Raw genomic sequence first — 21,347 nt, forward strand, 5'->3', positions numbered from 1 at the left:
TGATGGTTAGATACCATCACCATCGGTATGTAAACCACATTCACGTTGCTGACCATTAAAGCGAGTATCTTGTTCAGACATCCCTAAGGTTAATGGTTGAGTGCTATGTGTATCGCCTACTGACACATAACCTTGGTCCCACAATGGGTGATACGGCAAATTATGCTCGGTTAAATATTGATGCACATCGCGATTGCTCCAATCAATAATCGGATGCACTTTAAAGCGACCACGTAAAATACTTACCACCGATAAACCCGCGCGATGATCAGATTGCTGACGACGAATGCCCGAAAACCAAGTACCAGCATTAAGCTCAGTTAAGCCACGCTCTAGCGGCTCAACTTTATTCATTTGGTTATAACGTTTTAGCGCCGCTTCATCTTGCGCCCATTGCTCACCATATTTTGCCAACTGCCACGCCGCACTTTGCTTAGCGCTATAGACTTTTAAATTCAGCTTTAACCTGTCAGTTAATTGGTCAATAAACTGATAAGTTTCTGGAAATAAATAGCCGGTATCGGTAAGCAGCACCGGAATATTCGGGTTGATTTGCGTCATCATATGCAGCATCACGGCTGACTGAATACCAAAGCTCGATGATAAAACAAATTGTCTCGGTAAATTTTCCATTGCCCATTCAACCCGCGCAATCGCGGATTGCTGTTCAAGGGCTTCATTCCATTGTTTTAACCAAGGCTCAGGCAACGATGCCGGAAACTTATTAACAATCGATGAGGTAAGGTCTGCAGGTTGTGAATTAGTCATGGAAGTCTCTCACGCTGATAATCACTTCTTCGACAATGCCTTGGCGAATAACAAAATCACCAAAAGCTTCTGGTTTGCCGTTTTCATCGGTTAAACGCTCGGTTGCCCAACGCGCCACTAAGCTGTCTAATTCCGCTAAAATGGTTTGTTCATCAATGTTGTCTTTGTATAGCTTAGGAATTCGAGTACCACCAATATTGCCACCTAAGTACATATTGTATTTACCTGGTCCTTTACCTACTAAGCCTACTTCCGCCAGCATTGCACGACCACAACCGTTCGGGCAGCCGGTTACCCGTAAAATAATATGGTCATTGCCAACATAGTGCTTCGCTAAAATTTGCTCAACATCATCAACTAAACTAGGTAAGTATCGTTCCGCTTCTGCCATTGCCAGTGGGCAAGTTGGAAACGCCACACAGGCCATCGAGTTTTGGCGCTGTGCACTGGTTTCATCTTTTAACAAACCGTGGTCACGCGCTAATTGTTCAATTTGCGCTTTATTAGCGGCATCAACACCGGCAATAATTAAATTTTGATTCGCGGTCATGCGAAAATCACCGGTATGGACTTTAGCAATTTCGCGAACGCCAGTTTTAAGCGGTTTATTTGGGTAATCTAACAAGCGACCATTTTCAATAAACAGGGTTAAATGATGTTTACCATCAATACCTTCAACCCAGCCAAAACGATCGCCACGTTCAGTAAATTCATATGGGCGACTTGCTTCAAACGCGATGCCAGCACGTTTTTCTACTTCGGCTTTAAATACATCAACACCCACGCGATCAAGTGTGTATTTGGTTTTAGCGTTTTTACGGTTAACACGGTTACCCCAATCGCGTTGAGTAGTCACGACCGCAGCTGCAACATCTAAAACTTTATCAAGCGCGACAAAGCCAAAATCGTCAGCACGACGCGGATAAGTTGAAGTGTCGCCATGGGTCATGGCTAAGCCACCACCTACTAACACGTTAAAGCCCACTAACTTACCGTTATCAGCAATGGCAACGAAGTTTAAATCGTTGGCATGAACATCAACATCATTTTGCGGCGGAATAACCACGGTTGTTTTGAACTTACGTGGTAAGTAATTACTTCCTAAAATAGGTTCTTCTTGGCTTGTATCAGTACTTTCTACTTTTTCACCATCTAACCAAATTTCGGCATAAGCCTTGGTTTTCGGTAATAAATGTTCACTGATTTTTTTCGCCCACTCATACGCTTCCTGATGAAGCTCTGACTCCACAGGGTTAGAGGTACATAGCACGTTACGGTTAACATCACCGGCAGTGGCAATTGAATCAATGCCAATGCTGTTCAGTGTTTGATGCATTAATTTAATGTGTGGCTTAAGCACGCCGTGAAATTGAAAGGTTTGACGAGTGGTTAAGCGAATACTGCCGTATTCGGTATGTTCCGTAGCAAACTTATCAATCGCCAACCATTGCTCAGGCTTAATAATACCGCCCGGCATCCGCGCTCTCAGCATAACATTGTGCATTGGCTCAAGTTTTTGCTTTTGACGCTCTGCACGAATATCGCGGTCATCTTGCTGATACATGCCATGAAAGCGAATTAACTGGAAATTATCAGCACTAAAGCCGCCGGTAATTCGGTCATCTAAATCTTGAGTAATGGTGCCACGTAAAAAGTTACTTTCGCGTTTTAAACGTTCGTTATCAGCCAAGTTACCTTCAACCACAATTGGTCCTTCGCCTTTAAGCGGTCCTTGTGCGGGTAATGGTTCAAATATTTTAACGTCAGTCATTAATAAACATCCTTCTGATAACGCTTAGCGCTACGTAACGATTTCAAATAGTCTTCTGCTTGTTCAATGGTTTTGCCGCCTTGCGCGCTGATAATTTCAACCAACGCTTGATGAACATCTTTAGCCATGCGATTAGCGTCACCACAAACATATAAATGGGCACCACGCTCTAACCAAGCATAGACCTCGGCGGCGTTTTCTTTTAACCGATCTTGCACATAAATTTTCTCAGGTTGATCACGCGAGAACGCCACATCCATCTTAGTTAATAAGCCAGACTTTAAATAATTCTGCCATTCCACCTGATACAAGAAGTCTTGGGTAAAGGTTTGATCGCCAAAGAACATCCAGTTATCACCGCCAGCATCAATCGCTTCACGCTGTTGCATAAAGGCGCGGAACGGCGCAACGCCGGTACCTGGGCCTATCATGATCACAGGCGTTTCAGGGTTTTCCGGTAAACGGAAGTTATCGTTGTGCTCAATAAACACTTTAACCGTGCCACCTTCTGCTAAGCGTTGACCCAAAAAGCCAGACGCACCGCCAACACGGGTTTTACCGTCATACTGATAATTGACAATGCCGACGGTTAAATGCACTTCTTCTTCTACTTCCGCCTGACTTGACGCGATAGAATATAAACGCGGGGTGATTTTACGTAAGTTATCGCTAAGTAATTGCGCGTCAATCGCTTTTGGTGCGGCGCTAATTACATCAACCACTTGGTGATTGGCGGCAAATTCACGCAAAGCGTTTTTATCTTCAATTAATGCTAATAGCGTTTTGTCTTCAGTGTGCGCAGCCCAAAACTCGATAAAACTCGGTGGTGTTTGAGTAATTTCAAGCTGCTCAACCAGTGCCTGCTTAATGGTAAGGTCGAAAGTTTCACTGGCTTTTTTCAGCGTCACTACTTCTTCACCAGTTAACGACAACGCGGCTAATAACTCGTCTACTAATGCTTGGTCATTATCAAAATACACACCTAATGCATCACCTGGCAGATAAGTAAGTCCTGACTCACCGAGATCAATTTCAATATGACGCACGTCTTTTGCTGAGTCGCGACCAGTAATTTTCTGGCTTACTAACAACTCAGCAGCATATGGATTTTGTTTATTAAATGCAGACTCTGCCGCCGCTGTGCCGGGCATTTGCACAACTGCGGCTAGGTTCGCCGCTTTCGCGGTTAACTCGTCTTTTAATGTTTCAACAATTGACGTTTTCCAGCTTGCCGCTTCATCATCATAGTCAACATCACAATCAACACGATCAGCGACGCGCGTTGCACCCAATTCAGCAAGGCGTAAATCAAAGTCTTTTCCGGTTTGGCAGAAAAATTCATAACTGCTATCACCTAACGCCAACACGCTATATTTTAAGCCATCAAGCTTAGGTGCTTTTTTACCGGTTAAAAATTCATGGAATTCAATGGCATCATCTGGCGGCTCGCCTTCACCATTAGTGCTGGCAACAATCAATAAATGGCTTTCTGACTTCAACGCTTTGGGCTTGTAATCAGCCACGTTTTTCAAGTTAACGCTAATACCAGCTGCCTTAGCAGATTCAGCTACTTGCTTAGCAACGCCTTTAGCATTACCCGTTTGCGAGGCAAATAAAATGGTTAATACTGGGCTAGCACCTGCTTGGGTAGCCGCAGCAACCGCTCCCGCTACTGGAGAAATTTCACTTTTTGCCGCTAAATAGCCGCTGGCCCACGCCAATTGCAACGGCGAATAGCCTTGCGTTACTTGCTGCAACTGTGCAAGTTGCGTGGCATCGAGTGCGCTAGCGCCTTGCCCTTGATTAATAGTTTGCTGATTGATAAGCATGAGATACCTTGCCCATTTCAAATAATGGTCAAAGGATAAACAAGCTTAAGTAAATTGAAAAAGAATATAAAACGCTTTTTTATTCCAAAAATGCATAGTTGATGATTTTTAACAGAAAATTAGCGCCGTGGTGAATCTAATCGGGAATGAGAATATTCTCTGATATTCTCATCTCTCGCGAAAATTCTCATGTCTTTAACTAGATTTCCACATGTTCGTTTGGCTTCATTAAGAAGGTGGAAAAGTGAATTCAGATACTTAAATTTGATAACGCCCTTAAGCCTTGTATTAATAATTAAGGACTATTCCGCTATAACTACTTTAGCCCCCCTATAGTCTGACTATCACCAATAACTTGCATTAAAAGAAGGAATAACTATGGCTAACCAATGGAAATGCCCCAAATGTGATTGCCGCGATTATGATACCGACACCATTGCCACCACTGGCAGCGGTTGGTCAAAAATATTTGATATGCAAAATCGTAAATTTACCGCTGTTACTTGCACCAAATGCACCTACACCGAGTTTTACCGAGGAAAAACCAGCACTTTAGGCAATATTTTCGACTTATTCACTCATTAGCAAATTGCAATACGCTTTCGTTAACATGGTCCATAACTTTCGAGCAGCCCATAAAAAAGCCGTGCTATCATCAGCACGGCTTCGACCATTATTTATCTTAGCTTGAAGTTATTTGTAGCAATGCTAGCAGCAAGTAAGGTTATTCCGGCATTAATACGCCGTCAATCACATGAATAATGCCGTTTGATGCTTCAATATCCGTAACTATAATGGGCGACATATTGCCGGCATTGTCAGTTAACATGCCGCCTTCTTGCATGACAAAGCCAGTTTTACCGCGGATCAGCGTATTCAATTTATCAGACGCCAGCACATCTTCAGCGTACAGGCGGCCGTGAACTACGTGATAAATTAAGATGGTGGTTAAGGTGTCAGTATCTAGATCGCCAATATTGTTTTCGTCCAACCCCAAACGGCCAAAGGCATCGTCAGTTGGCGCAAATACTGTGTGTTGACCTTTACTTGCCAAGACTTCGATTACCGCAGGGTCAGCAGCAAGTACGCCTGCAATCAGGGTATCGAAGTAACCCGCGTAAATGCCTTCGGCGTTGGCATTAAGCGTTACCTGTAATAACGAATTATTCGCAGTTTGTTTAGCCAATGCTTGAGATGACGCAGCAAAGGTTACGCCCAGTGCAATAATTACCGTAGAAAGTAGTTTTGGTAAATTCATAGTTAGCCTCGTTAAATTTTATCGTTAAAATTAAAACAAGCTAAACGTCAAACGTCCCTGTTTTTAGCCATAGCTATTCTTACGAATACGGCAAAATTTAGATCACTTTTCGCATGGTTCTCGCTTAGTCAGTGAACTTGCTTAGGTTCATCGCCGTAATAGCAAAATAGCTTTATTAACCGCGTTAAAAATTGCCATTTAATGAATAAGATAAACCCTCCGAAATTAGCCAATAGCAAATGGACGGCGGTGACGCCGCAGAACAAAGAAAAACACTTTTTAGTGTCAAAAGTCGAATTTGACGAAGATGGTGTGGTTATTTCGTGCGTTATCGAAGCGATAATGTCGAAAAATACCTACGCCATTAACTGGCGTGAACTAAAAAACAGCGAGCAATGGCGCCAAGGGTGGCGATGAATATTAAATATCGGCTAAAGGTTATTTAATTGCTTTTAACAACAATTTCTCGGGAGCATTTGCCACTACCTAGCTATCGCTTATAAGTGTGCTATTAATAAAAGAATAATAGTTCTAAATTATTAGGTACTGCTCGGATAATCACTGGAGAACACTATGAATAAACTTGTGCACATTATTTTAGCGATATTAATACCACCGCTAGCGGTATTTCTAAAAAGTGGCGTAGGTAAAGATTTATTGATCAATATCGTTTTATGCTTGTTCTTTTATGTGCCGGGGATTCTGCACGCTATTTGGTTAATTACAAAAGACTAAGCTGTTATTCAATACGATTTTTAGCAACCTGTAGCCAGAACTTATCAATAATTGATTTGTGCTGCTGATAATACTGTTTATTAAACGGCACAAACCAGTCTTGTTTGATCACTGCTTGATTAGATGTTTTCAATTTTGATTTAAGCGCCAACAATTCTGCGCGAGCAAGGCCGATATTACGCTCAACTATGTAGCCATCTAAACGACCAAGCGCCGCCATTTTTAAGCCTTCATCAACCGTATAGTCAACCGATGAATTTAAGCCATGGCGCGTTATATACTCTTGAGCAACATAGCCCAAGGGTGCCTGCAAACCATAGTTTTTAATTGCTAAGAAAGCGGTTGGGCTAAACTTTCCCGAGCTAAACAATCTATCAAGATGCTGGTGAATAACGCTGTTTTCCGTATAAAAAATGGGATATTCAGCGACGGCGATATAATGCTTACTATCCGCTGGAAATTGAAAGGTTTGCGCCCTTTGTGATGTTTTGATCATGGCAAACAGTGCTTGCGCTTTATTTTCCGTAACCAGCTTTTGACAACGTAACCATGCATCAGTAATAAAATTTGCGGTTAAGCCAACTTCCTTTGCACTTTTTTTAACGATATCAACTAATAGCCCAGAAGGATTACCATATTGGTCTACAGAAATGTATGGCGGATACTGCTTGGCTTCACTGCAAAAGGTTACCGTTTGATTGGCGGCCGAATAAAAGCTAACTAAAGCCAGCACTAGCAAATAACTAGTGAACTTTAGTCGTTTCAATATCGAGCACAAACAAACACACTGCATAAATTTACCACGAATAGATTTAGCACGAATAGAGAGTTATTTAGTGTTATCTCAAAGTATAGATTGATTTGAGCTAATTAGTTTTAAGGTCAAATGTAACATGTAAATTTAATAACATCGTCTTAAACCTGATAATAAAAATAGTTGTTAGATATTATTTTTATTATCATCAGCTTCCAGCATTTGTTCTTCCGCCGTACCTTCTTCAATACGTGGATCCATAGTTGCCGCCAGTGGTGAAGTCGTTATATCTGACGGGCTAACCACATAATCGCTCTGCTCTGGTTTCTCACGCTTTTGTTTAGCATTAATCGCCGTAAGCAGTGAAAACATCACTACTGTTAACACTGAAATTGAGGCATATAACGCTTGGAAATTAGTTTTTGCCATGATCTGGGCAATCACAGTTGAGCCAATACCTGCGCCTGCACCAAAAGCGACTAATAACGCCGATGACACGCCAACTCGGTCTTCATCACTGACCCGAGAATTAGCCAAGGCTGATGACAGCGGATACAGGGTAAAAGCAAACATACCAAAGGCGAATGTTAACCCTAAGGTAAGTTGCTGCATTCCAGAGCTAAAGCATAAGGCTAACGCTATAAGACCAATCGCAACTGCATTACTACGCAATAAAATACTGCGCCTAACTTTATCTGACAGTATGCCCATTGGATATTGAGCAAGTAAGCCGGCGAAAACGGTAATCGACATAAACATTGCTATGCCATGACTATCAAAACCCGCTAATTTGGCATAAACCGGCGCTAAACCATAAAAGCTACCATTTATAACGCCAGCAAACATTACCGCTGTTAGTGATTGCGGTACTTGCTTAAAATAATGAATAACACTGACCGTTATCGGCTTTAGTGGTTTAGGGTGAATTCTACGGGTGATTGAAATAGGAATAATGCCAATTGATAGCGCAATACAAACAAATAGCAGCGGCGCCAAGCCAAGCTCTGGAAATTGCGACAAAGCAAACTGCCCAACCACCATACCTAAATAGGATGTGATCATATAAAACGAAAACACGCGGCCACGGCTTTCAGGCGCGGTTTGCTCATTCAGCCAACTTTCCAGCACCATGTAATTACACATCATGCCAATACCCACTAACAAGCGCAGCACCAGCCATAAATAGATATTGTCACTTACGCCATGAGTCGCAACACAAGCAAGCACGGTTGCGGTACTCGCGGCAAAGGTACGAATATGACCAACGCTTTTAATAAAGTAATAACCAATTTTGGCACCAGATAATAAGCCAAAATAATAGGTAGAAGTGATTAAACCAATCCAAAAAGTTGAAACTTCATGCTGAGTTAAATACAGGGCTAAATAGGTGGTCAGTAAACCAGTACCGCCAACCAAAAATAAGTTTGTTAGATAAAGGGAGAAAAATGGTCGCATGAGATTTGGTGATTCATATTAAACAGGCTACTAGCATAGCTTAGTTTAAATAGCGGCACTAAGTGAAATTAACCCATTCAATACATTGAATTCGCTAATAAAAGCGATGAATTCGACCAGTTAAAACTAAGATCCAGTTTTTAGGTTTAGCCAACAACTATTTTTACCGCAAAGATTAAAATAATTAGTTAGATAAAAATAACGAACTACTCTATAAAGGCGGCTTTATTTTCCAACTTTTAATTGTTAGTTTCCCTTTACTTTGGCTCGGTTTATCTCATGCTACAGTTAATAGAATCAAGCAATTAAGTACACGCTATTACGTAAATTTATGATGGAACTTTTAGTAAAAACATTAGATGTTGCGCCCTTTAGTTGGCCTGCGATTATTACCGCTATTTTGTGTGGTTCATTAATCGGGGTTGAACGTCAAATTCGTGGAAAACCTGTCGGTATTCGTACCTCGTCACTGATTACCTTAGGCACCTATGTGGTACTCGCTGTGGCCACAACCCTTGCCGATAACAATGATCAGTTGGTGCGATTAATTGGACAAGTGATCACTGGCATTGGCTTTTTAGGGGCGGGGGTAATGCTTGCTAAAGATGGCGCAGTGGTAGGCGTTACTTCAGCCGCAACCATATGGGTATTAGCGGCAATCGGCATTTTAATAGGCTTTGGTTTTTTATCTCAAGCAATAATACTAGCGAGCTTAGTGGTAGTGATTCTATATGGCGTTGATCTTATTGAAGACCGCGTAGTCAGCTTAACTAAAGGGGTACACCGCAGAGTGAAAAGCCGATTTAATGGCAGAAAATTACCTTAGCTCTGCTTATATAAGTTAGTTAATTTACCGGCGTATAAAACAAAAAAGAAGGGAATTCCCTTCTTTTTACTGAGCATAACTGTGTTACTTCTGTTTTATAATCCCTTTAATTTCTTTAAGCGATTTAAATTTTTTAAAACCAGCCGCAGCTAATTCATCATTCACACACATTAAAATAACTTTGTCATTGTGTTCATCACCTTCGGCGTACTCTACACAATAATTGTAAGAGTCTCTGACAAAGTCTGCGTTTGCTTTTTCTAGTTCAACCATAACCTTAGTACTCATAAACACTAACACGAATAGATGTATTCGTTTGCTTGTAAAGCAAGCGCAAAATAATCGCGTTAAGTTAAAGAGTAAAACTAAAAATTATTGTCGATAAGGTAAAAATTACAACCATTGCCGTAAAGCACTGATCACCGTTTCAAAGCGAGCGGGTAATTCTCTATTTCTTTTCTTAACCAAGTATAACGACTCAAAAACAGGTTTATGTGGCTGATAAATAGTTAATTGTTCTGACGCATAAAAGCTATCTACCGCACTTTTTGGCAACACAGTAAAACCTAAGCCTAAGGCTACTGGTTGTAAAATTTGGCTAATTTGATTCACAAAACCTGACACAGGAAAATCACTTGGCTGCATTCCGTCAAAGTTTTCATCCTGACTTAACGAAAAATACAACGATAAATAATGCTGGGCATCAGGATGGTCAATCAGGCCTAGTTGCTGCATACATGCACGGCAATCACGCTCAGCATCGATACCCTTTGGCAACACTAAACACAATTGTTCCTGAGTTAATACCTGAACATCAAATATTTTAGGGTTAGGAACGTGAGTAACAATGCCTATATCAACCAACCCTGACTGGATTTCAGTTAATATTTGCTGGTTTGGTGCTGCTTTTAACTTTGGTACTAGCTGTGGATGCTGTAATTGTAAATCAAGCAATTTCGGATACAAAATCAGGGCTAATGACCCAGAGCAAGCAATTTGATAGTGGCCCTGGTAAGGGTTATCAAAGGTCATATTTTCCAATAGCTGCTGCTCATTTTTCGCCAACTGCTGAGCATATTGATAAACCATACGCCCCTGTTCGGTCAGTTCAAAGCGTTTATTTTCTCGATGAATTAATAAATGCCCGCAGGCTTGCTCCAGCTTGTTAATGTGCTGACTCACTCCCGGCTGCGTCATAAATAACTTTTCCGCGGCTTTGGTAAAATGTTCCATATCAATCAAAGTAACAAATGTCTTAAGCCATACCGGATTTAACATCAAAGACCTCGCTTAGCACTTATTCATCAAGCCGAACTCAACCAGACTCAAACAGACCATAACATAAAATTATCATTTTAATGATAAATGATAATTTTAACTAATAGTTTCGATTTTCTAAACTGACGCCATCAATATGAATGAGTAATAAAGCTTCTTGAGGTATCAACAATGAAAATGAATCACGTCGGCATAATGGTAGGCAATATGGAGCAAGCGGTGGAGTTTTATACGCAAGTGCTTGGTCTGCGCATTGTCATGAACAACACTAAAGTGATTGAAGAGCGTGAAAGCGCAATTGGGCGCATGTGTATCGCGGTATTTGGTGAAGGTTTTGAAGGGTTTAATATCGCCCATTTAGTGACAACCGATGGTATTGGCGTCGAATTGTTCGAAATGAAAAGCCGTGACCAACGTCATATCATCGACTTTGGCCGTTTAGGTATTTTCCACTTCTGCTTACAAACGGATGATTTTGAAACAGTAATGGGTAAAACCGAAGAGTTTGGCGGAAAAGTAAGAATGGATGTTATGCGCTATCATCCTGAAGATGATACGAAACCAGCAAAAATGGTGTATTTAGAAGACCCGTTTGGCAACCTATTTGAGCTGTATTCACATAGTTATGAAGAAACCTACGGCAGTGATTATGAATAACTAAAGTTTAAGCGAGGCTAGTCAGATATTAATTGCATGCATTCATCTTGTTTTGAAATGCATGCAATAACACTCAAGAAAATGCTATGTTGATATTAGCGCTAACGCTGATTTGGTTTTTAAAAAGACACAGGTTTGCATTGTATGAGTGATATTTTATCTGTCGAAGATTCTGAGCATAAACTTAATTTACGTAACCTTGAGCTAAGTGATTATCCGCAACTTAAAGAAGTAATGGATTTGGTTTATCCTGACTGGGATGACACTTGGCCGATAAAACAATTTAAAGCACAGTTAGCTACCTTCCCAGAGGGGCAAATGTGTATTGAAGATCACGGCAAAATTATTGCCGCAGCATTTTCACTCATTGTTGATTATGACAAATTTGGTGATCACCACACTTATGAAGAAATCACCGGTGACGCATACCTGACCACCCACGATCCTAAAGGTAATGTGCTTTACGGTGCTGAGGTATTTGTTCACCCAGATTATCAGGGCATGCGTCTTGGCCGACGACTTTACGAAGCACGTAAAGAGCTTTGCCAAAGCCTAAACCTTAAGTCAATTGTAGCGGGCGGCCGCATTCCTAATTATAAAAATCACGCCAAAGACCTATCTCCACAAAAATATATTGAGTTAGTGAAAAAGAAAGAGCTTTACGACCCAATATTAAGTTTTCAGCTGTCGAATGACTTTGAAGTTAAGCGCCTGTTAACCGGCTATTTGCCTGAAGATAAAGAGTCGAAAGGTTATGCCACCCTGCTCGAATGGACCAATTTATATTATGAGAAAGAGCAATCACCGCTTTTTGGCGCGGTAAAAACCTCTGCCAGAATTGGCTGCGTGCAATGGCAAATGCGGCCAGTAAAATCGGTGGATGAATTAATTCAGCATGTTGAGTTTTTTATTGACGCCCTCTCTGATTATCAGTGCGATGTTGCTTTACTGCCGGAACTGTTTAACGCGCCGTTAATGGGTATTGATGTTCATAATACCTCGCTAGATTCCATCAAAGCATTAGCGACATATTCTGAGCAAACTATTGAAGCTATCTCGAAGTTAGCGGTGAGTTACAACATCAATATTATTGCAGGCTCGCTGCCAGTAATGGAAGAAGGGCAACTTTATAATGTCTCTTATTTTTGTCGCCGTGATGGCACGCTTGAGTCGCAATATAAGTTACACCCTACGCCCCATGAAAAGCGCGCTTGGATCATGAAAGGTGGTGATGACTTAAGGGTGTTTGATACCGACTTTGGTAAAATTGGTATTTTGATTTGTTACGACGTTGAATTTCCAGAACTTGCGCGTATTCAGTCTGAGCAAGGCATGAAAATATTGTTTGTGCCATTTTGGACAGATACTAAAAACGCCTACCTGCGCATACGTTGTTGCGCCCAAGCTCGGGCAATTGAAAATGAATGTTATGTTGCCATTGCCGGCAGTGTCGGTAACTTGCCGAAAGTGGACGGTGCTGATATTCAATATGCACAATCAGCAGTATTTTCACCGTCGGACTTTTCATTTCCTCACGATGCAATAATGGCGGAAACCACGCCTAATACCGAAATGACCTTAATTGTTGATCTTGATTTAGAAAAACTCAGCACACTGCGCAATGAAGGCTCGGTAAGAAATTATTTAGATAGACGCCGCGATTTATATCAAACTAAATGGATCGGTAATAACGACGATTCTTAATAATGTGTTGAGGTTACCACTTAAAGCACAAGCCTTATGCAGCTTACATATTAACTCGTTTATTCTAACTTAATGGCAAGCTGCGATGTTTGTGCTAACGCTTGGCAAGATAAAATTAAGCCACGCGCTTGCTCTTCTTCTGTCAAAAATAGGTTATCAAGCATGTTAACCTTTCCAGATAGCAACTGACACTGACAGCTGCCACAAACACCTTCCAGACAGCTATAGGCTACATCGATATTGTTACGTTGCATGGCCGCTAATAGCGTTTCGTTACTATTAACTTGTATTGTATTTTTACCCGCTTCACTATCAACAATTAACGTAGCTGCCCTACTGGTGACATTAGCTGGCTTTGTGTTAGTTGACGTAGCATTGTTATTACCAAAACTTTCCTGATAAATTGCTTCGCTGTTGACCTTATTAGCCACTAATACACTGTTAACCGTCTGCATAAAGCCGCTAGGACCACATAAATAATAACTGGTTTCATCAGCAGCGTTATTTGCTTGTGCCTTTACAGTATTAACTAATCGATATTCCCGCAGAAACCGTTCAATGATCGCAGAATTAATGCGACCCGTTTGCCATGCCTTATCGCCAGAGAACCAACCGGGTTTAGTTAATACATGGGCAATGCGAAATTTAGTAGAATATCGTTGCTGTAAGTGGTTAAGCGCCTGATCAAAAATAATCGATTTTTTATTGCGCGAACTATAAAGCAAGGCAATCTGGCTATTTGGCTCTTGTTGTAAAATTGTCGTTATCATTGAATAGATTGGTGTAATGCCCGAGCCCGCCGCGAAAAAATAATAGCATTTGTTATCAGCTGAATTGGGTTTAACACTAAAGCGGCCACAGGGCCTGCTTACCTCAATACTTTGTCCTGCTTTAATTGTCGATAACAGATAATTCGACACTAAGCCCTGATCAACACTTTTGATGGTGAGTCGTATGCCTTGAGTTTGCGCATCGTTACTAATTGAATAACTACGAATATAAGCCTTATTGTTAATCTGAACTCTAACATTCACGTATTGGCCAGCTTGCCATTCAAAAGTCTTAGCTAACGCTAACGGCAAGTTAAGTAGCAAGGACTTTGTCGACTTAGCTTCTTTCACAACATTCGTTACTGATAGCCTAAAAAACTCCATGACTTACTCACCTTTCTTTTTATGTTTATTTAATCTTCATGCGTTCAAAGTTCAGAACTCACATTGTTAAATAATCTTGGGTTAAAACCAATAGCTATTAAATCAAACTCTGGTTAACCAGTTGATAATAATTAAGTTTTTATCTGCTTTTAGAGTGATTATCACTGTCAATATTATTTACATTCTGCATTTTACAAGTTAACACCTTTCACTTAACTAACTAATAATTATCGTTTTTATTACTTTGGTACATATCTAGCTTGACCTCACCCCGATACCAGTATGTGCGTTGTTATTCGGTAATCACCTTCTAATGGAAATAAAATAATATGCACTTGGAGCTAAAAATGACTATCAAGTTTTATATAAAACAACTATTTGCTATAGCGTTGCTAGGGCTAACCTTGAATACCAACGCTAATATTATCGACTTTGAAACCTTTAACATTCGTAATCATGATGGTAGTACTAATGCACCATGGGACGGAACTATGTCGATTACTGAAAATGTCAGTGGAACTGGCTTTTCGGCAATTACTCCAGAAAGTGGCCAAAAAGTCGGCTATGGTACAAATGCCTTTGATGGCATGCAAATCAATCTTTTTAATACAGTAAATTGGGATAAAGTGAGTGGCAGCAGTGCTTTACCTTATTTAAATATGTGGGTAACAGACGGCACGAACTATGCCGTAATTTCGTCGGAAAATGACTACCGTGGGCAAGATTTTCAAGCTCGTCAAGAATGGAAGATCTTTGAATATACGCCAGGCGACTTTGATTGGCTATTTAGCGCCGGCGACGGCACTCGTAACAATCAATACCTTCTGCTCGACGGCGTCAATGTTACTCTTGCAGATTTTGCCGATAATATTATGTTATATAGCGGCCCTGTTGGTGCAACACCCGGCGTAGGCACAGGAGCACCGCGCGGAGGTTATGGTTTCAATGTTATTTTTGGCGATACCCAAGCTAATTTCATTGGAGATTATGCCATCGAAAATTTAGTGGTTACCTATAATGACCAACGTTACATTGCTGGCAATATCACTGACGTACCTGAGCCTTCAATGCTTGCCATATTTGCTGTAGCTATTTTCGGGCTCGGCCTTCGCTTCAAAAAGCAAATATAAGCTTGGGCTAAACAAATGCATTGAATAAAATCAGATAAATAAAATTTTATAAAAGCACCTTCACTGGTGCTTTTTTATTGCCATAACTTAATTGCACTTTAATTGCTTTGCAGCTTTTTCTATTTATTTGTTTTTTACCCCCCTGCTCTACTCTCTCTTTTTTCCTCCTGACACATTAAATGCAAATAAAAACAATTATCATTTGATATATTTTATTGACTATTTATAATTCCCCCTAAAAATAATTAACCTTTGCTAAGAGATATAACAATGAACATTAAACTTTTTGCGCTTTCACCTCTGGTATTAGCGCTAGGTCTTCATGCACAAACGACCGAAACTGCCTCAAATGACACAGCTAACGATAACCTTAAAGATATTGAAACCATTCGCATTGTCGGAAGCAGAACACAACGTATCAGCTCTGGTGCCACTGGCCTAGGGTTAGATAGTTTCGATACCCCGCAATCTCTTTCAATCGTTGAACAAGAAACGATTTCTAATTATCAGCTTAATGATATTAATTCGTTGTTTAAGCAAGTTACCGGCATAAACGTTGATCAGTCAGAAACCGATCGCACTTATTTTAATGCTCGCGGGTTTGATATCACCAGTATGCACGTTGATGGCGCTGGCATTCCGTTTGGTGATATTTTTGTTGGTGATCTCGATACGGCAATTTATCAAAAAGTTGAGTTTATTCGCGGTTCAAATGGCTTAATCACTGGTTTAGGTAACCCTTCAGGAACGGTGAATTACGTGAGAAAGCGCCCAGGAAATGATCCACAGGCTAGCGTTGATTTAACGTTAGGAAGATGGTCTTCAATGCGTGCCGTTGCCGATGTTTCAACACCACTAACTGAGTCTGGAAGTTGGGCTGCCCGCACTGTGGTGGTTCATCAAGATAAAGAAAGCTGGCTCGACTTATATCAAAACAACAGAACCGTATTTTATGGTGTGATCGATGGCCAAATTGGTGATGCAGTTGAGCTAACTGTTGGTTACAGTCACCAAGAAAATAATAGTGATGGCGTTACTTGGGGTGCGGTACCATTAATTTATGCTAATGGTACGCAAGTTAATTATCCTAGAAGCTCAACGACAGCAATGGATTGGACGTATTGGAATACCTTAAATAAAACCGCATTTGCTGAGTTAACTTGGTATATCAACGAAGATTTAAATTTCACTAGTAAAGTTAATCATATCGACTACCAAGATAAGTCTGAACTATTTTACACCTACTCCAACACTGGATTAGATCCTGACACAGGCTTAGGCATGTTGGGCTATCCGGGTAAGTTTAAAGCGGATGATAAAACGCTGATATGGGACAACTCTCTTCAAGGAACGTTTGATGCTTGGGGCTTAGCCCATACGTTTAATTTAGGAATAAGTATCGCTGATGCCGATACTAATGATTTAGATTACGGTGCGTTATCTGGCTTTGATCCTATGCCAGCCTTGCCTGGCTGGACAGGAAAAGAGGTGACAAGACCAACATGGGCTCAACCCTACAAAGCTGGCTTTACTGACGTCACCTTAAATCGTTTCTATGGTGCATTACAGTTAGCAGTTACTGAACAGCTCGACTTAGTATTGGGCGCTAGTTTTATTGATTATGAAAATAAAGGTGAGTCTTGGGGCGCATCTACCTCAACTTCAGAAGATGGCAGTAGCCCTTATCTAGGCTTTACTTGGGAGCCAATTAAAGATCTTAATTTTTACGGCAGTTATAGCGACATTTATCAACCACAGTACTATTTAAATGAAGATCTCGAACCGCTTGGCTCTGCCGAAGGTCGTAGTTATGAGATTGGTGTAAAAAAACGCTTTGAAAATAACTTGTTACTAAGTTTAGCCTTGTTTAGAACCGAACAAGAAAACCTGTATGAATTTATCGAATACGGTGATGGTGACGGTATCGATGATGATGATTATTCGGATGACTTTAACTACGCGCTTTACCGTGGTGTATCAGTAGAATCTAATGGTATTGAGCTGGAAGTATCGGGACAAGTTAATGAAGAATTATCACTGCAAGGTGGTTTTACTGCATTAACCATGGATGACGAGCACGGTGACGATGCCCGCACATTTATCCCGCGCAGAACATTTAAGCTGTTAGCTGACTACGCGCCGAGCTGGCAAGAAAATTTACATGCTGGCTTGTCGTTACGTTGGCAAAGCAAAACATATTTTGACTCAGGTTATGGTCGAATTTCCCAAGAAAGCTACGCGCTAATTGGTGGCTATATTCAATACGATATTAATCAACAGATTAGCCTTAGCGTAAACTTAGACAATATTACTGATGAAAAATACCTAAGTTCTGTTCGAACTGAACAAGCGTTTTACGGCGCGCCAACCAACTATAGTATCAGCATGCGTTGGAACTATTAGTAGTCTGCTTACTGTAGTTCAGGCTAGTAGCTTTCGTGTTAGCAGCTAATATAAAAAACCCGAGCTTAGCTCGGGTTTTTCGTTTAATGATCAATCAATTAATGTCGATTACTTCTTTACATTTCAAAATAAAATGGCTGACGTTTTTTATCGTAATTACCAATTTCATTCATGGTATCAGCATCATATAAACGACCATTCACCATCACGTGTGACACTTTATCGCTAATACGAATATCTTGGGTGATATCGCCATCAACAATCATGATATCAGCCAACTTGCCCGCTTTTAATGATCCGAGTTGACTATCAAGCCCTAAAGTTTTCGCGGGTGAAATTGTCGCGGTACGCAACGCTTGCAGTGGCGACATGCCACCTTGTGCCATCATCCACATTTCCCAATGCATGGCTAAACCTTCACGTTGACCGTGACCACCAGCATTCACTTCCACACCTAAATCCTGCATTTCTTTGGCTACGCGGGCAACATTTAAGTGGTTGTAATGATGATGTGGCGCTTTGGTTCGGCGCATTGAAACTGGATCAAGAAACTCGGCCGGTACATATTTACTTAAACGAGGGTGCTTCCACACTTCCGTTGTATCGTACCAGAAGTTTTCGCCTTGAATACCGCCATAAGCAACGCCCATCGTTGGGGTATAAGCCATGCTTGATGCCGACCAAAGCTGCTTAATATCAGCATAAATATTTTCAGTCGGAATTGAGTGCTCTAAGGTAGTGTGACCATCAACTAACATGGTTAAGTTATGTTGAAGCAATGAGCCACCTTCAGGTACCACCATCATTTCCAATTCACGCGCTGCCTGAATAAACTGCTGACGTTGGTTACGACGCGGCTGGTTATAGCTTTTGACACTAAAAGCGCCGGCTTTTTTCAGACGTTCTACATGGAATTTGGCGTCATCTAAACTGTCAACATGCGAGGTATAACCTGCAACAGTTGCACCATATAAAATGGTACCCGTTGAGAATAAGCGTGCGGCGACGATATCACCGGCCTTTTGCATCTCACTGGCGGCAAAAAACTCTGTGGTATCATTTGATGGATCATGAATGGTGGTTACCCCTAGCGCTAAACCAGCATAGTTTTTCCAGTTTTGCTGAGGGATAATTTCTTCAACACCTTGCGGGCCATGGGCGTGCGCATCAATTAGACCTGGCATAATAGATTTACCAGCAATATCAATTACTTTAGCGCCACTTGGAATAGTAACTTCCGCCTTAGTGCCAACCGCTTTAATGACATTACCTTCAACAATAACTACGCCATTATCAATAACTTGCTCACCTTCCATGGTCACGACTTTACCACCAACAAAAGCGATAACACCTGATGGCTTATCAACATCATGTTTAAAGCCTAAGTAGGTTTGTTTCGGCTCTGCTGCTTTATCATCTGCTGCCGATTTTTCGTCATCCGACTTGGCTGTCGCTAGCTCAAATAAACCGTCAATGGGTGCCTGATATAAATCAGCACCTAAGCTCCAATAAATTTCATCAGAGTCAGCATTCCAGCTAATGCCTTCACCGGCGCGAACAGACAATTGTTTAACCGGTAAATTATGGGCTTTTGGCCCAGTATCAATAACATCACCACGTTCAATATATGGCGTTACAAAAACTTTAAAGCGTTCTGCAAAGGCTACGTGCGAGCCATCTGGCGATACTTTATATTCTGTAGCAAATTTACCTTGGTAAATGGTTTTGTCGTGCTGACCATCTAAATCAATGCGTGCTAACTGAGTTTGCTCACCATGTCGCACGACGTAAATGCGATTATTATCGGCGCCAAAGTGTGGCTGCAAGCCATTTTCCGTGACTAACTTGGAATCACCACCTTTGCTTGATACCGCATAAATTCCGGGATTTAAACCCCAAATAGGGTTAGTGATATAGCCGCCAGAAATTTTACGATACACCACGGTTTTACCATCAGGTGAAAAACTTGGTTCAACATATTTACCCGGCTCATTGGTGATCACTTTGCCTTTACCACCGCGGCTAGAAGCAACGCGCACTTGGCCTAGCTCTTTATCATCCCAACTGACATAAACAATTTTTTTACCGTCGCGCGAGAAGCTTGGGTTAAATTCAAAATGATCCGACTGTTTTGTTAAACGTTGTGGCTTACCGTTTGGTAAATTACGGGTATAAATATGCCCCATCGCTTCAAAAACTACGCGCTTGCCATCAGGTGAAACTTCAACATCACGCAACATTTTTACGTCAAACTGATCTTGATCTAAATGTTGTTGGAAGCGTACTGCGGTTTGCAGCTTTTTCTCAGTTTCTACACTAAACGGAATAATGCTCGCTTTTTTAGTTTTTATATCTAATTGATTAATTTTACCGTTTGCCCAGAACACTATGCTGCTGTTATCCGGCGTCCAGGCCATAGTTGGGTAAACCCCGTGAATGGCCCATGTTTCTTGCATATCACGTTCAAGGTCATCATAAATCAGTGTTTCTTGACCATTTTTTAAGTCATATAAATACAGCTTAGATTGGAAATCATCGCGGCTGATGTATGCCAAAAAGCGACCGTCAGGCGATGGGGTTGGGCGAATTGCGCCACCTTTACCTGAAATCAATACTTCAATTTCACCAGTTTCTAACTCTAAGCGCTTAATCTTATAAATGCCTTTTTCAGAGTCTTTACTGTAATGGAAAGTTTTACCTGGAGTGGCATCTTGCGAGAAGTAAACATATTTGCCATCAGTTGAAAATGCTGGTTCGCCTAAATCTTTTTGTTGATTTGGACGTTTAGTTAACATTACGCCATCACCACCTGTTTTATGGTAAAGCCATACTTCACCTGCACCTAATGATCGTGAACCTGTGTAGTGTTTACGGCCTACTAAGTAATTACCGTCGGGTGACCATGCAGGGCTATTAAGCAAACGGAAGGTTTCATTAGTTACCGCTTGGTTATTGGTGCCATCAGTATTCATAATCCATAAATTATCACCGCCGGCTTGATCAGAAGTGTAGGCAATGTGTTTGCCGTCTGGGCTAAATGTTGGCTGCATTTGCCACGCAATATCCGTCATTAATGGGGTTGCTTTACCACCAGTAATTGGCATGGTGTAAATATCACCCAATAAATCAAAGGCGATGGTTTTACCATCAGGGCTAACCGAAATATTCATCCAAGTGCCTTCGTCGACACTGATTTTAATTGAAGTAAACTGTCCTTGCGGATCATTAACTGACCATTCTGATTTTTTGTCATCGCTGGCAACAACCGATGTTGAAAATGCCAAGCCCAGCGCAACCGCTATTGCAGATAATTGTGAAAGTCGTTTAGACGTATGTTTAAACATAGTTGAAACCTATTTTAGTGTAGCCTGCTGGCTTTATAATTTTGTTCACTAAAATAAAACATATCGACAAGAAAAAGGTAAGCACTTTACGTTAAGTCGCCGGATTTTTTCGATATTTCCAATATTAAGCAATAATCATTTAGATAAGGCAGCCCGACAAAGTGTCGACATTTCATACAACCTGAAGACAATACCATTTCATTCAATTGACAAGCCCATGAAATATCTGACAATTAACATGAAGGTGTGATAATTGCTTAACGCTTAGTGGCTAAATTATT

The 21,347-nt window shown here is 41.0% G+C and carries 18 protein-coding genes; 8 read left to right on the forward strand and 10 right to left on the reverse strand.

What is annotated here, in order from left to right; genetic code table 11:
- Window positions 1–6: 6 nt before the first annotated feature.
- From ACOB82_RS11785 to ACOB82_RS11795, 3 genes are read right to left on the reverse strand one after another with little or no spacing between them, the layout of a single operon-like run.
- On the reverse strand, window positions 7–768 hold the full coding sequence (locus ACOB82_RS11785; protein ID WP_448213193.1) for a phosphoadenylyl-sulfate reductase: 762 nt from the start codon (window positions 766–768) through the stop codon (window positions 7–9).
- Entirely contained in the window at window positions 761–2,539 is a 1,779-nt protein-coding gene (gene cysI, locus ACOB82_RS11790; protein ID WP_448213194.1) for an assimilatory sulfite reductase (NADPH) hemoprotein subunit, read from the reverse strand. Before cysI ends, ACOB82_RS11785 begins: the two co-directional genes overlap by 8 nt.
- Entirely contained in the window at window positions 2,539–4,368 is a 1,830-nt protein-coding gene (locus ACOB82_RS11795) for an assimilatory sulfite reductase (NADPH) flavoprotein subunit (RefSeq protein WP_448213195.1), read from the reverse strand. Before ACOB82_RS11795 ends, cysI begins: the two co-directional genes overlap by 1 nt.
- Window positions 4,369–4,746: 378 nt before the next feature.
- Here ACOB82_RS11795 and ACOB82_RS11800 point away from each other — a divergent pair, with 378 nt between their 5' ends.
- Window positions 4,747–4,953 carry a zinc ribbon domain-containing protein gene (locus ACOB82_RS11800; RefSeq protein WP_448213196.1) on the forward strand — a complete coding sequence of 69 codons (207 nt, stop codon included), beginning with the start codon at window positions 4,747–4,749 and terminating at the stop codon, window positions 4,951–4,953.
- 139 nt (window positions 4,954–5,092) lie between these two features.
- Here the strand turns inward: ACOB82_RS11800 and ACOB82_RS11805 are convergent, their stop codons facing one another.
- Complete coding sequence (locus ACOB82_RS11805; protein WP_448213197.1) at window positions 5,093–5,626, reverse strand: fasciclin domain-containing protein; 534 nt, start codon at window positions 5,624–5,626, stop codon at window positions 5,093–5,095.
- Window positions 5,627–5,827: 201 nt separating this feature from the next.
- Here ACOB82_RS11805 and ACOB82_RS11810 point away from each other — a divergent pair, with 201 nt between their 5' ends.
- Together ACOB82_RS11810 and ACOB82_RS11815 are read left to right on the forward strand one after the other, a co-directional pair.
- Window positions 5,828–6,043 carry a TIGR02450 family Trp-rich protein gene (locus ACOB82_RS11810; RefSeq protein WP_448213198.1) on the forward strand — a complete coding sequence of 72 codons (216 nt, stop codon included), beginning with the start codon at window positions 5,828–5,830 and terminating at the stop codon, window positions 6,041–6,043.
- A gap of 156 nt (window positions 6,044–6,199) precedes the next feature.
- The gene (locus tag ACOB82_RS11815; protein WP_448213199.1) at window positions 6,200–6,361 is read left to right on the forward strand and encodes a YqaE/Pmp3 family membrane protein; all 162 of its coding nucleotides are present in this window, start codon (window positions 6,200–6,202) and stop codon (window positions 6,359–6,361) included.
- Between the two features lie 4 nt (window positions 6,362–6,365).
- On the opposite strand, the gene ACOB82_RS11820 is transcribed toward ACOB82_RS11815, so the two are convergent.
- Together ACOB82_RS11820 and ACOB82_RS11825 are read right to left on the reverse strand one after the other, a co-directional pair.
- Complete coding sequence (locus ACOB82_RS11820; RefSeq protein WP_448213200.1) at window positions 6,366–7,154, reverse strand: substrate-binding periplasmic protein; 789 nt, start codon at window positions 7,152–7,154, stop codon at window positions 6,366–6,368.
- Window positions 7,155–7,301: 147 nt separating this feature from the next.
- Window positions 7,302–8,570, reverse strand: coding sequence for an MFS transporter (locus tag ACOB82_RS11825; RefSeq protein ID WP_448213201.1), 1,269 nt, complete (start codon window positions 8,568–8,570; stop codon window positions 7,302–7,304).
- A gap of 331 nt (window positions 8,571–8,901) precedes the next feature.
- Here ACOB82_RS11825 and ACOB82_RS11830 point away from each other — a divergent pair, with 331 nt between their 5' ends.
- Window positions 8,902–9,396: an MgtC/SapB family protein gene (locus ACOB82_RS11830; protein WP_448213202.1), complete on the forward strand. Its 495-nt coding sequence runs from the start codon at window positions 8,902–8,904 to the stop codon at window positions 9,394–9,396.
- Window positions 9,397–9,480: 84 nt separating this feature from the next.
- Here the strand turns inward: ACOB82_RS11830 and ACOB82_RS11835 are convergent, their stop codons facing one another.
- Both ACOB82_RS11835 and ACOB82_RS11840 read right to left on the reverse strand, forming a co-directional pair.
- Window positions 9,481–9,669, reverse strand: coding sequence for a hypothetical protein (locus ACOB82_RS11835; protein ID WP_448213203.1), 189 nt, complete (start codon window positions 9,667–9,669; stop codon window positions 9,481–9,483).
- 120 nt (window positions 9,670–9,789) lie between these two features.
- Window positions 9,790–10,674 carry a LysR family transcriptional regulator gene (locus tag ACOB82_RS11840; RefSeq protein ID WP_448213204.1) on the reverse strand — a complete coding sequence of 295 codons (885 nt, stop codon included), beginning with the start codon at window positions 10,672–10,674 and terminating at the stop codon, window positions 9,790–9,792.
- 171 nt (window positions 10,675–10,845) lie between these two features.
- Here ACOB82_RS11840 and ACOB82_RS11845 point away from each other — a divergent pair, with 171 nt between their 5' ends.
- Complete coding sequence (locus ACOB82_RS11845; RefSeq protein ID WP_448213205.1) at window positions 10,846–11,331, forward strand: VOC family protein; 486 nt, start codon at window positions 10,846–10,848, stop codon at window positions 11,329–11,331.
- A gap of 144 nt (window positions 11,332–11,475) precedes the next feature.
- On the forward strand, window positions 11,476–13,035 hold the full coding sequence (locus tag ACOB82_RS11850; protein WP_448213206.1) for a GNAT family N-acetyltransferase: 1,560 nt from the start codon (window positions 11,476–11,478) through the stop codon (window positions 13,033–13,035).
- Between the two features lie 59 nt (window positions 13,036–13,094).
- On the opposite strand, the gene ACOB82_RS11855 is transcribed toward ACOB82_RS11850, so the two are convergent.
- Window positions 13,095–14,189: an FAD-binding oxidoreductase gene (locus ACOB82_RS11855; RefSeq protein ID WP_448213207.1), complete on the reverse strand. Its 1,095-nt coding sequence runs from the start codon at window positions 14,187–14,189 to the stop codon at window positions 13,095–13,097.
- 347 nt (window positions 14,190–14,536) lie between these two features.
- Between ACOB82_RS11855 and ACOB82_RS11860 the strand changes: the two genes are divergently transcribed.
- A complete protein-coding gene (locus tag ACOB82_RS11860; protein ID WP_448213208.1) occupies window positions 14,537–15,319 on the forward strand; it encodes a PEP-CTERM sorting domain-containing protein in 783 nt (260 codons plus the stop codon).
- Window positions 15,320–15,589: 270 nt separating this feature from the next.
- Window positions 15,590–17,722 carry a TonB-dependent siderophore receptor gene (locus ACOB82_RS11865; protein ID WP_448213209.1) on the forward strand — a complete coding sequence of 711 codons (2,133 nt, stop codon included), beginning with the start codon at window positions 15,590–15,592 and terminating at the stop codon, window positions 17,720–17,722.
- 116 nt (window positions 17,723–17,838) lie between these two features.
- Here the strand turns inward: ACOB82_RS11865 and ACOB82_RS11870 are convergent, their stop codons facing one another.
- Window positions 17,839–21,066: an amidohydrolase family protein gene (locus tag ACOB82_RS11870; RefSeq protein ID WP_448213210.1), complete on the reverse strand. Its 3,228-nt coding sequence runs from the start codon at window positions 21,064–21,066 to the stop codon at window positions 17,839–17,841.
- Window positions 21,067–21,347: the final 281 nt, after the last annotated feature.

This window comes from Colwellia sp. MEBiC06753, assembly GCF_053470325.1.

Coding starts and splice junctions, on each gene's coding strand:
- ACOB82_RS11785 (WP_448213193.1), bottom strand. CDS start 768: ATGACTAATTCACAACCTGCAGACCTTACCTCATCGATTGTTAATAAG.
- cysI (WP_448213194.1), bottom strand. CDS start 2,539: ATGACTGACGTTAAAATATTTGAACCATTACCCGCACAAGGACCGCTT.
- ACOB82_RS11795 (WP_448213195.1), bottom strand. CDS start 4,368: ATGCTTATCAATCAGCAAACTATTAATCAAGGGCAAGGCGCTAGCGCA.
- ACOB82_RS11800 (WP_448213196.1), top strand. CDS start 4,747: ATGGCTAACCAATGGAAATGCCCCAAATGTGATTGCCGCGATTATGAT.
- ACOB82_RS11805 (WP_448213197.1), bottom strand. CDS start 5,626: ATGAATTTACCAAAACTACTTTCTACGGTAATTATTGCACTGGGCGTA.
- ACOB82_RS11810 (WP_448213198.1), top strand. CDS start 5,828: ATGAATAAGATAAACCCTCCGAAATTAGCCAATAGCAAATGGACGGCG.
- ACOB82_RS11815 (WP_448213199.1), top strand. CDS start 6,200: ATGAATAAACTTGTGCACATTATTTTAGCGATATTAATACCACCGCTA.
- ACOB82_RS11820 (WP_448213200.1), bottom strand. CDS start 7,154: ATGCAGTGTGTTTGTTTGTGCTCGATATTGAAACGACTAAAGTTCACT.
- ACOB82_RS11825 (WP_448213201.1), bottom strand. CDS start 8,570: ATGCGACCATTTTTCTCCCTTTATCTAACAAACTTATTTTTGGTTGGC.
- ACOB82_RS11830 (WP_448213202.1), top strand. CDS start 8,902: ATGATGGAACTTTTAGTAAAAACATTAGATGTTGCGCCCTTTAGTTGG.
- ACOB82_RS11835 (WP_448213203.1), bottom strand. CDS start 9,669: ATGGTTGAACTAGAAAAAGCAAACGCAGACTTTGTCAGAGACTCTTAC.
- ACOB82_RS11840 (WP_448213204.1), bottom strand. CDS start 10,674: ATGTTAAATCCGGTATGGCTTAAGACATTTGTTACTTTGATTGATATG.
- ACOB82_RS11845 (WP_448213205.1), top strand. CDS start 10,846: ATGAAAATGAATCACGTCGGCATAATGGTAGGCAATATGGAGCAAGCG.
- ACOB82_RS11850 (WP_448213206.1), top strand. CDS start 11,476: ATGAGTGATATTTTATCTGTCGAAGATTCTGAGCATAAACTTAATTTA.
- ACOB82_RS11855 (WP_448213207.1), bottom strand. CDS start 14,189: ATGGAGTTTTTTAGGCTATCAGTAACGAATGTTGTGAAAGAAGCTAAG.
- ACOB82_RS11860 (WP_448213208.1), top strand. CDS start 14,537: ATGACTATCAAGTTTTATATAAAACAACTATTTGCTATAGCGTTGCTA.
- ACOB82_RS11865 (WP_448213209.1), top strand. CDS start 15,590: ATGAACATTAAACTTTTTGCGCTTTCACCTCTGGTATTAGCGCTAGGT.
- ACOB82_RS11870 (WP_448213210.1), bottom strand. CDS start 21,066: ATGTTTAAACATACGTCTAAACGACTTTCACAATTATCTGCAATAGCG.